Origin of the sequence: Protofrankia symbiont of Coriaria ruscifolia (assembly GCF_900634745.1) — a bacterium.
In the GTDB taxonomy this organism is placed as follows: Bacteria; Actinomycetota; Actinomycetes; order Frankiales; family Frankiaceae; genus Protofrankia; species Protofrankia californiensis.
In genome coordinates this window covers 51,457-60,177 of the sequence record NZ_CAAAFR010000047.1, presented here as the reverse complement: position 1 = coordinate 60,177, position 8,721 = coordinate 51,457, and the positions used below count along the sequence as shown (strand labels likewise).

Genomic DNA, 8,721 nt, shown 5'->3' with positions numbered 1-8,721 from the left:
GCCACGATGCCGGCCGTGGCGCCAGCCACGATGCCGGCCGTGGCGCCAGCCACGATGCAAGCCGCACGGCCGGGTCCATCGCCGGGCAGCGCGGCGGGATCGCGGACGGGATCGTCGTCACGCCGTCGCACAACCCCCCGGCGGACGGGGGGTTCAAGTACAACCCGCCGAACGGCGGGCCGGCCGACACGAACATCACCTCCTGGATCCAGGACCGTGCGAACGCCCTGCTCACCGATGGGTTGCGCGGCGTCCAACGGGTTTCCCTCGAGCGGGCCCGGGCCGCGGCGACCGTGCACGACTACGTGTCGGCCTACGTCGACGACCTGCCGTCCGTGGTCGATCTCGACGCCATCCGCGGCGCGGGGGTCCGGATCGGCGTCGACCCCCTGGGCGGGGCGAGCCTGGTCTACTGGCAGGCCATTGCCGAGCGGTACAAACTCGACCTGACCGTGGTCAACGCCACGGTCGACCCACGGTTCGGTTTCATGACCGTCGACTGGGACGGCAAGATCCGGATGGATCCCTCGTCGCCGCACGCAATGGCTTCGCTGCTCCGGCTGAAGGACTCCTTCGACGTGGCGCTGGCCAACGACGCCGACGCCGACCGGCACGGCATCGTGACCCCCGCAGCCGGCCTGCTCAACCCGAACCACTACCTGTCCGCGTCCATCGCCTACCTGTTCGCGCACCGCGTCGACTGGCCCGGTGCGGCCGCGATCGGAAAGACCCTGGTCAGCTCCAGCATGATCGACCGGGTCGCGGCCGGGCTCGGACGCACCCTCGTCGAGGTTCCGGTCGGCTTCAAGTGGTTCGTGGACGGGCTGATCGACGGCTCCCTCGGTTTCGGCGGCGAGGAAAGCGCCGGGGCGTCGTTCCTGCGCCGCGACGGCCGGGTCTGGACCACCGACAAGGACGGCCTGATCCCCTGCCTGCTCGCCGCGGAGATGACCGCCGTCACCGGGCGGGATCCGGGACGGCTGTATGAGGAGCTGACCGGCCGGTTCGGCTCGCCTGTCTACCGCAGGGTCGATGCGGCGGCCTCCCCCGCCCAGAAGGAGATCCTGAAGTCGCTCACCCCAGCGGACCTCGGCGCCGGCACGATTGCCGGCGAACCGGTGAGCGCCGCGCTGTCCCACGCCCCGGGCAACGGGGCGGCGATCGGCGGGGTGAAGGTCGTCACCGAGAACGCCTGGTTCGCCGCCCGCCCGTCCGGCACCGAGGACGTCTACAAGATCTACGCGGAGAGCTTCCGCGGACCTGAGCATCTCGAAGCGGTCCTTGCCGAGGCCCAGTCGGTCGTGGACGCCGCGCTGCGACGCTGAAGGTCCGTCGTCCCCCCTCCTCTTTCTCAGGCGTCTTTTTACTCAGGCGTCTTTCCAGGCGTCCACGACCGGGTCGGGCAAGGGGGGTCGCCGAGCGCTACGGGAGCCGCCGGTCAGGGCAGGGGCGGGTGGAGGATGCCGCCGAGCTCTACGACGTCGGTGCGGCCGGTACGGCGTGCGCCCGGGTGCGGCGGCGGTGGCGTACCCGCCGGAGGATACGGTAGCCCCCGAAACCGGCCCCGGCCAGCAGCAGGATCAGGACAGCCGGCCCGACCAGCCCGACGATTACGGCCACGCCACCGGTGAAACGATCCCAGGAAAGCCGCAGTGCCCCGGCAAGACCATCGTCGTCGCCGTCAGGATCCGGCCTGGTCGCGGACGTCCCCTGCTCGCTGATCCGCACCGTGAGGGTCGCCAGGTCGCTGGAGTCGGCCAGCACCTGACGCCGCCCTTCGAGCTGTTCGATCTGCACCTGCACGTTGTCGATCTGCTGCTGTACGGCGAGGATCTCCCCGATCGATCCGGCCTTGCCCAGCAGGGCCACGTAGGTGTCGCGCGAACTGCCCAGCGCCTTCAGCCGGGACTGCAGGTCCACATATACGCCGGTCACATCCTGTGAGGAGACGGTCGAGGCACGAACTTCGCCGATCCTCCCCACCTGGCCGCGCAGTTCGTCGAACGATCCGGTCGGCACCCGCAGGGTGACGTTCGCGTGCTGGTCGTCATCGTCGGAGGTGGACGGGGTACCGCTGCTGTCCAGCGAGGCAAGATAGCCGCCCAGTCCCTTCGCCGCCGTCGAGACGGCGGCGACCGCCGCGTCGACGCCTCCAGGCCGCACCTCCAGAGACATCGAGCCGGTGCGCACGATCCGCGGTTCGGCTCCGGCCGGCCGGGCCGGGTCGACCGCCTTCCCTGTCTGCGCAGATCCGGGTCCGGATCCGGATTCATCGCCGGACAGCGGGGCCACCGGTACCGCCGGCGCCGCTGGCGCAACCGCCCGTAAGTCGGCCGGACGCTGCCCGTCACTGCCCACCCCGGATGACCCTGTCTCCGGTTGCGGCGCACCGGCGGCCGGGAGGGTAATGCTCGACGACGGCTCGGCCGTCTCCAACGCACTGCCGAGTGCGGCTATGCCACCGACAACGGCCACGATCCCGACAACGATCGCCACACCGATCACGCGCCGCCTGGACGTGGTGCGTGCGGAGACGGCTCCCACCGCTCCCGCAGCCACGTCACCGCCGCGCCGACCCGTGCCGGGCGCCGGTGTCGGTGCCGACTCCGCCGCCGCTGCCGCCAGCGCTGGTGGCGGCGCCAGCGGCGGGACGGTGCCGGGATCCTGGACGTCCGAACCTGTTCTGACCATCACGGTGGCCACCCTTCCGTCAGCTGTCAGCTCTCGGAAGGTTGGACGCCCCGTCAGGCGCTTCGGTTCACCCTAATTTCCCGATCATGACCGGATACGCGGACGCGGTCAGCGTTGCCCCTTGCGCCCCATGTTCAGAGCCAGCCGGTAGAGCTCGGGAACCCGGAACCGTTCGGGCTGCTCGGGTGTCCCCATGCTGACCCCGAGCAACCCGACCTCCTGGGCGAGCCGACGAATGTCCTCAGGAGCCCGGATGTCGGAGGCTGCGAACGGGGTCAACGGAAGCGAACGGAGTTCGTCCAGCAGCGATTTCAGTTCGGGAAACTCCTCCTGAAGGGATATGAGAGCCTGCTCGCTGACGTCGCCAAGCGAATCAATCATCGCTTTCGGCCGTATGACGCTCCGCGAGTGGCCGGTCTGGATGTTCAGTGTCCGCTCGCGGTCCCTGGCCAGTCCCAGGAGCTGCAGCAGGGCACGTGGGGAATGATCGTCGTTGGCGTCCGCGAGACGCTTCCACACCCAGTTCCAGGTGAATGCGGTCTTGCTACCGGCTACCCGTTCACCGGCGAGCAGCCGCCATGCCGTCCGGGTCAGATCTTCGGACCACACCTCGACAGCGACGTCCAGCAACGGAAGATGATCATTGGTCACCGTTGCGTCCAGCAACAGGCGGAATGCCGGTGCCCGTACGGCTCGTTTGACCCCGACCTTGAGATATTCAGTCGGATCCGCCCAGGACAGCCGGACCTCGCGGCCGAAGAAGTGACTCTTGTTCGGAATGTTGACAGCCCGGTACAGATCCTCACGGAGCAGGATCTTGTACCGGAGGTTTACCAGGCCGTCACCGCGAGTGTTGACGAGTTCGAGAAGGCCGGTTATGGCCTCGGCACGCCGGAACAGCGCCGCCGGTGTACCCCCGAAGCCCGAATCCAGCCCATCGAACAGCAGCAGTGTTCCCGGTCGCGCCGCCTCGTCCAGCGCCCGGATCCATTCCCAGCTCCGCGGTCCGACATCAGGCGCGGCAAGCAGAGCGCGTAGATCCTCGACAAGAGACGAGCCGGTCTGCGGCGAACCGGGCCGCAGAAGACCGAGTGTCGGCGCCCAGGCAGGGGGCTGGACATCCGGCGTCGCCTTCGCGACGGCAAGGGCGGTCAGTGCCTGCCAGACCGCCCGCCACTCAAGGCCGAGTTCGGCCCGGACGGAGTCGAGGAGGGCGAACTCGTCGACGCCGGGGAGCCAGGCGGCACCCAGACCACTGGGTGCGACCACGGTGACATTGGATGTGTCCGGGGCGGACAGTTTTCGAAAAATCATCGTCTTCCCGGTCCCCTTGCGTCCGATGACGAGGGGAATATCGGGGGACAACGCCCGGCCGGTGGCGCTGGTCCGGAGAAAGAAGATCCTCAGTTCCTCGTCGTCCTCCTGCTCGGCGACTACCGTCGAGAAGGAGAGTTCGTCCAGCGCCAGCTCTTTCTCCGATTTCGGCTCTGAAAACGCGATGGAAACAGTGTCCCGACCGCTGGAACGACCACTGAAAAAGACGTCCGGCAACGGGGATACATTACTGGGGAGATATCCGGAAATCCACTCGGCAAGAGGCTCGTAGGGTCGGGAAAGATCCGCTGATTCAACGACCGAATCGCTGGTCGCCACAGCCTCATTGTATACGATGAAGTTGGTTATATCCGCTATCTTCGCATCGTCGAAGGCGCTCGCTCCGGTCGGGAGAACAGAGCCGTCCACCCACGAGTTGATCTGTTCGAGCGCGCGCTCCTCATAGCGTTCGATCGATTCTTGGTCACCTGATGGAACAGGTGAGACGAGAAACGAGGGGGCCGGGGTCAGATGGCTTCCCCCGGCACTTCTCTCCGTACTTGCGTGCAACAGCGCACGGACAAGTGCGCGAGTTCCCCGGAACGACTGCGGGTGCGGGAAAAAAGCGACAACGGCAAGATCTGCCAGGTCGAAGAGGAGCGGCGCGGACAGCGGGCTTATGCCCGTACGCGCATCGAGTAGTATGACGTCGAAAGAAAGGCGCAGGGATCGAATCCTGGACATCAGAGCGCGTAGCGGATTGAAGTCTTCCCGGTAGTATGCGGCCGGATCTATCTGGGCGAGCTGGCGGGCGTAGTTCGGGGTCGGCAGGCCGGCTGGCAGCAGGTAGAGCTCTGCGTCCCGGTCGACCCGGACCAGATGCTCGGTGATATCCGGCTCCGCACCGAGATCGATATTTACGAGGAGGGGGACGACCCCCTGCCCGTCGGTCAGCGCCTCCTCGACGCCGAAGAGTGCGGCCAGACCGGGTGCTTCGAGATCCATGTCGACGCACAGCACCCGGTGTTCACGCGCGAGAATCCGAGCGGCATAGGCCAATGCGGTAGATCTTCCAACTCCACCGCGGAGGGAATAGAAGGTCACGACGACAGGCGGGTCGAGACTCGCCTCGACATCAGCGGGGAAGCGTACTTCTACTCTTTCCCCGACAGCCCCACGCGCAAGTGACTCCGGCCACAGTGGAACGACGTCCATGTTCTGATCAAGAACAAGCACCTCATCCACACCTTCTTCGGGTGTCCTGAAGACTGCCAGAGCGATGTGCTCGTCGATACCGGCAGGGACGATCCTCCGCCGCTCGGCATCGGAAAGCCCAGCGAGCTCCTGGCTTACGACCAGCACTCTCCATCCCCCAAAAGGATCAGCCCTGATCCGGACATCAGCGGATCCGATGCCGGCGCGATCCAACGCCTCGGTCAACCGGTGCCGCAGGTCCGACTCGGTGAGCACCGGAACCTCCTGGTCGTTTGTTCGAGGTCCGACGACGGAGCCGGTCACCGGTCTCTCCTCGCTGACACTCTTCGTAGCCGCGTAGTCAATCGTCCAGCCAGATCGACCGCTGCCCGGAACTGCTCGCGATGATGCTCCGTCCCTTCATACTCGTATCTCATACCCACGGTGCGCTGTTCGTAGTGTGTGCGGATGTCGACGCTGAAGTCGGAACGGCGAAATCCAGCGAGATCCAACAACAGGGCCAGGTCATGACCCGCACCGCTGCCGGTCGGAGGTGTACCACCCCGGGCGGCGATGAGCGCTTTTGCAAGGCACTCAACGGTGTACCAGGCCATGTAGGCCGCGGCCAGTGACCGCTCCGCCTGATGGAGAACCTCCGCATCGCGGCTGCGTTCGGATGCGACCGACTGCCATTCCAGCGGCGTCATCACGGACACAGCGGCTCCAAGGATCAGGGAGCGGGCACAACAGGCCATCATCGTACACTTCGGTGACGGACGGCATCATGATGGAACCCTCCGTCACCTTGACTGGCCCGAACCCTGGTCGGCCGGGAGCGCGTGACCATGATTCTTTTTCGCGCGCTCGGGGACCCCGCGGAATCTAGCCGGAGGGCAGGATGCGTTCGATGAATGCCTGGAGCTGCTCGACGTTGCGGCATTCGACCATCTCGTCGACCAGGTCGGCGTAGGCGTGGGTGGCCGAGTCGCCCGAACCCCAGTAGGTACGCGGTTCGGGGTTCAGCCAGTAGGTGTGCCGGGCCTGCGCGCACAGCTTCCCGAACACCGGCGCGGCGGTCGCACGATAGTTGTTGCGGGCATCTCCGAGCACGAGCAGGGAGGTCTTCGGGCCGACCGCATCCGGATACCTGTCCGCGAACACGTCGAAGGCATGGCCGTAGTCGCTGTGCCCGTCGAACCACACCAGATCCGCCCCGGCCGCGATACGCGCCATCATGTCGCCGAGGTCGGACCCTCGCAGGAAGCGGGTGATCTCGTCGGTGGTGTCGATGAACGCGAACGCCCGGACCCGGGAGAACTGCTCCCGTAGCGCATGCGTCAGCAACAGTGTGAAGTGCGCGAACGACGCCACCGATCCGGAGACGTCGCACAGGACGACGAGCTCGGGTTTGTGCGGCTTGTGCGGCCGGTGGTGGGTTTCCAGCGGCACACCACCGGTAGCCAGCGAGGAGCGCACCGTCCGGCGGAAGTCCAGCCGACCCGACCGCCCGAGACGACGACGCGCGGTCAGCCTGGTCGCGAGCCTGCGGGCAAGCGGGTGGACCCGGCGGCGCATCTCGACCAGATCCCGCTGGGACGCGCGAAGAAAGTCGACCTGGTCGACCAGGGGCTTGACCGCGGTCTTCGCGACTGCGTCGACTCCGCGTTCCTCGGCGAGCCTGCGGCGTACCTCGGTGGCGACCATCTCCTCGAAGGAACGGATCCGTTCCGCGATCGTCTGCCGGGCTACCCGCTCGGCAAGGCCGCCGGTTTCCTGCTCCCCGAGCATCGCGCTCAGCAGATTGGCGACAAGGGTGTCCGGTGACAGCGCCCGCAGGACCCGGTAGGCAAACCAGGAAAGCTTGCCGGGAGCAGCCGGCGACGACCCGAATCCGGTCACGGCATCGCGGGCGAGGCGACGCAGCTCCTCATCGTCCCCGCGGAGCAGGACATCCAACAGCTGCCTGCGCAGAACCTGGCGCAACAGTTCAAGATCGTGCTCGCCATCAGCGGCATTGCCCGGACTGCGCGAGTCCTCCGGCGTCCCCGACACGTCGTCCTCGGTGATGGGGAAACCGTCGACGGACAACCCGTCACCGATCCACGACGGGAAGTAGAGATCGAACAGTGTGTCGAAGATCGCCCGGTAGGTCGGGCGCTTGCACATCGTCGCCGCGAACCCGGCGCGTAGCGCGTCGCGATCGAGCAGCCCGACCGCCCCGAGCGCGCGGACGGCGTCCACGGTCTCGGCGCTGCTCACCGGTACCCCTGCCTGTCGCAGCGCGGTGGTGAACACGACCGTACGGTCCAGCAGACTCATCCCGGGCATCCCATCGGGTCACGTCACGCAATGCCACGTCATGTCATGTCATGTCAATTCGAGCCGAGCTTGAGCTGGCCGATCGCCCGCGCCTGATCACTCGCGTGCTTGAGAACGACCCCCAGGGTGGACGACACCGCCTCCTCGTCGAAGGTGTCGATTCCCAGCGCCAGGACGGTCTGCGCCCAGTCGATCGTCTCCGCGATCGACGGGACCTTTTTCAGCTCCATCGCGCGCAGGGCCCGGATGGTGCCGATGATCGCCTCGGCGAGCTGCTCGGGCAGCTCCGGAACACAGGCGAGGACGATCTCCTTCTCCCGCACCGGGGACGGATAGCCCAGGTGCAGGTACAGGCAGCGGCGCTTGAGCGCCTCGGACAGCTCCCGAGTCGCGTTGCTGGTCAGCACCACGAACGGACGCCGGCGGGCCACGATCGTGCCCAGTTCGGGGATGGTCACCTGGAAGTCGGAGAGCACCTCCAACAGGAGGCCCTCGACCTCGACGTCGGCCTTGTCGGTCTCGTCGATCAGCAGCACGGTCGGGTCGGCCCGCCGGATCGCGGTCAGCAACGGCCGGGACAACAGGAACTCTTCGCTGAAGATGTCATCGTGTGTTTCGTCCCATGCCTCGTCGCTGCGACCGGCCTGGATGCGAAGAAGCTGCTTTTTGTAGTTCCATTCATAGAGCGCCCGGGCCTCGTCCAGCCCCTCGTAGCACTGCAGACGGATCAGTTCGGCGTCGGTCGCGGACGCGAGGGCCTTGGCGAGCTCGGTCTTGCCCACGCCGGCCGGTCCTTCGACCAGCAACGGCTTACGAAGCCGGTCCGCGAGGAAAACCGTCGTCGCTATGGCGTGGTCAGGCAGGTAACCGGCCGCCCGCAGCCGGTCGTGGACGTCCGCCACATCGGTAAAGGCGTGCTCCTGTAGCGGCATATACACCTCTTGTGTGATTCAAGCCCCCATCCATAGTGCCAGCGATGGGCTGCCCGGCGCGACCTCACGGCTCCTGCTTACCGCAGTACACGTTCGGGTCCACACTCTCATGAGCGGAGGGTGCCCGGAAGCCGGCAAAACCGGTGATCTGGTAACGGGGGCCTCCCGGTCCTCCCGGCTCGGCTTCCAGATCCGGGCGCGAAAGAAACATCATCGCGCCGCCTTCGGCCCTCCAATGACCCGGGGACCTGGGTCTCCGGCAGCGCGAAAG

Annotated in this window: 7 protein-coding genes; 1 reads left to right on the top strand and 6 read right to left on the bottom strand. The window is 66.7% G+C overall.

From position 1 onward, the window contains the following. The coding region (locus tag CV1CTNOD_RS07460) for a phosphoglucomutase, alpha-D-glucose phosphate-specific (RefSeq protein WP_242606452.1) at positions 1–1,325 on the top strand (1,325 nt) is incomplete at its 5' end. A 148-nt stretch (positions 1,326–1,473) separates the two neighbouring features. Here the strand turns inward: CV1CTNOD_RS07460 and CV1CTNOD_RS07455 are convergent. From CV1CTNOD_RS07455 to CV1CTNOD_RS25490, 6 genes are all read right to left on the bottom strand, one after another. Next, complete coding sequence (locus CV1CTNOD_RS07455) at positions 1,474–2,691, bottom strand: DUF4349 domain-containing protein (protein ID WP_242606455.1); 1,218 nt, start codon at positions 2,689–2,691, stop codon at positions 1,474–1,476. Between the two features lie 108 nt (positions 2,692–2,799). Next, entirely contained in the window at positions 2,800–5,523 is a 2,724-nt protein-coding gene (locus CV1CTNOD_RS07450) for a KGGVGR-motif variant AAA ATPase (RefSeq protein ID WP_131785414.1), read from the bottom strand. After that, positions 5,520–5,906 (bottom strand): HEPN domain-containing protein, encoded by a 387-nt coding sequence (locus CV1CTNOD_RS07445; protein ID WP_242606454.1) that lies wholly within the window; start codon positions 5,904–5,906, stop codon positions 5,520–5,522. Before CV1CTNOD_RS07445 ends, CV1CTNOD_RS07450 begins: the two co-directional genes overlap by 4 nt. Positions 5,907–6,081: 175 nt before the next feature. Next, on the bottom strand, positions 6,082–7,518 hold the full coding sequence (locus CV1CTNOD_RS07440) for a vWA domain-containing protein (protein WP_131785412.1): 1,437 nt from the start codon (positions 7,516–7,518) through the stop codon (positions 6,082–6,084). Between the two features lie 53 nt (positions 7,519–7,571). After that, a complete protein-coding gene (locus CV1CTNOD_RS07435) occupies positions 7,572–8,450 on the bottom strand; it encodes an AAA family ATPase (protein ID WP_131785411.1) in 879 nt (292 codons plus the stop codon). 64 nt (positions 8,451–8,514) lie between these two features. Continuing rightward, entirely contained in the window at positions 8,515–8,664 is a 150-nt protein-coding gene (locus CV1CTNOD_RS25490; RefSeq protein ID WP_207386252.1) for a hypothetical protein, read from the bottom strand. Between the last annotated feature and the right edge of the window lie 57 nt (positions 8,665–8,721).

Coding starts and splice junctions, on each gene's coding strand:
- CV1CTNOD_RS07455 (WP_242606455.1), bottom strand. CDS start 2,691: ATGGTCAGAACAGGTTCGGACGTCCAGGATCCCGGCACCGTCCCGCCG.
- CV1CTNOD_RS07445 (WP_242606454.1), bottom strand. CDS start 5,906: ATGACGCCGCTGGAATGGCAGTCGGTCGCATCCGAACGCAGCCGCGAT.
- CV1CTNOD_RS07440 (WP_131785412.1), bottom strand. CDS start 7,518: ATGAGTCTGCTGGACCGTACGGTCGTGTTCACCACCGCGCTGCGACAG.
- CV1CTNOD_RS07435 (WP_131785411.1), bottom strand. CDS start 8,450: ATGCCGCTACAGGAGCACGCCTTTACCGATGTGGCGGACGTCCACGAC.
- CV1CTNOD_RS25490 (WP_207386252.1), bottom strand. CDS start 8,664: ATGATGTTTCTTTCGCGCCCGGATCTGGAAGCCGAGCCGGGAGGACCG.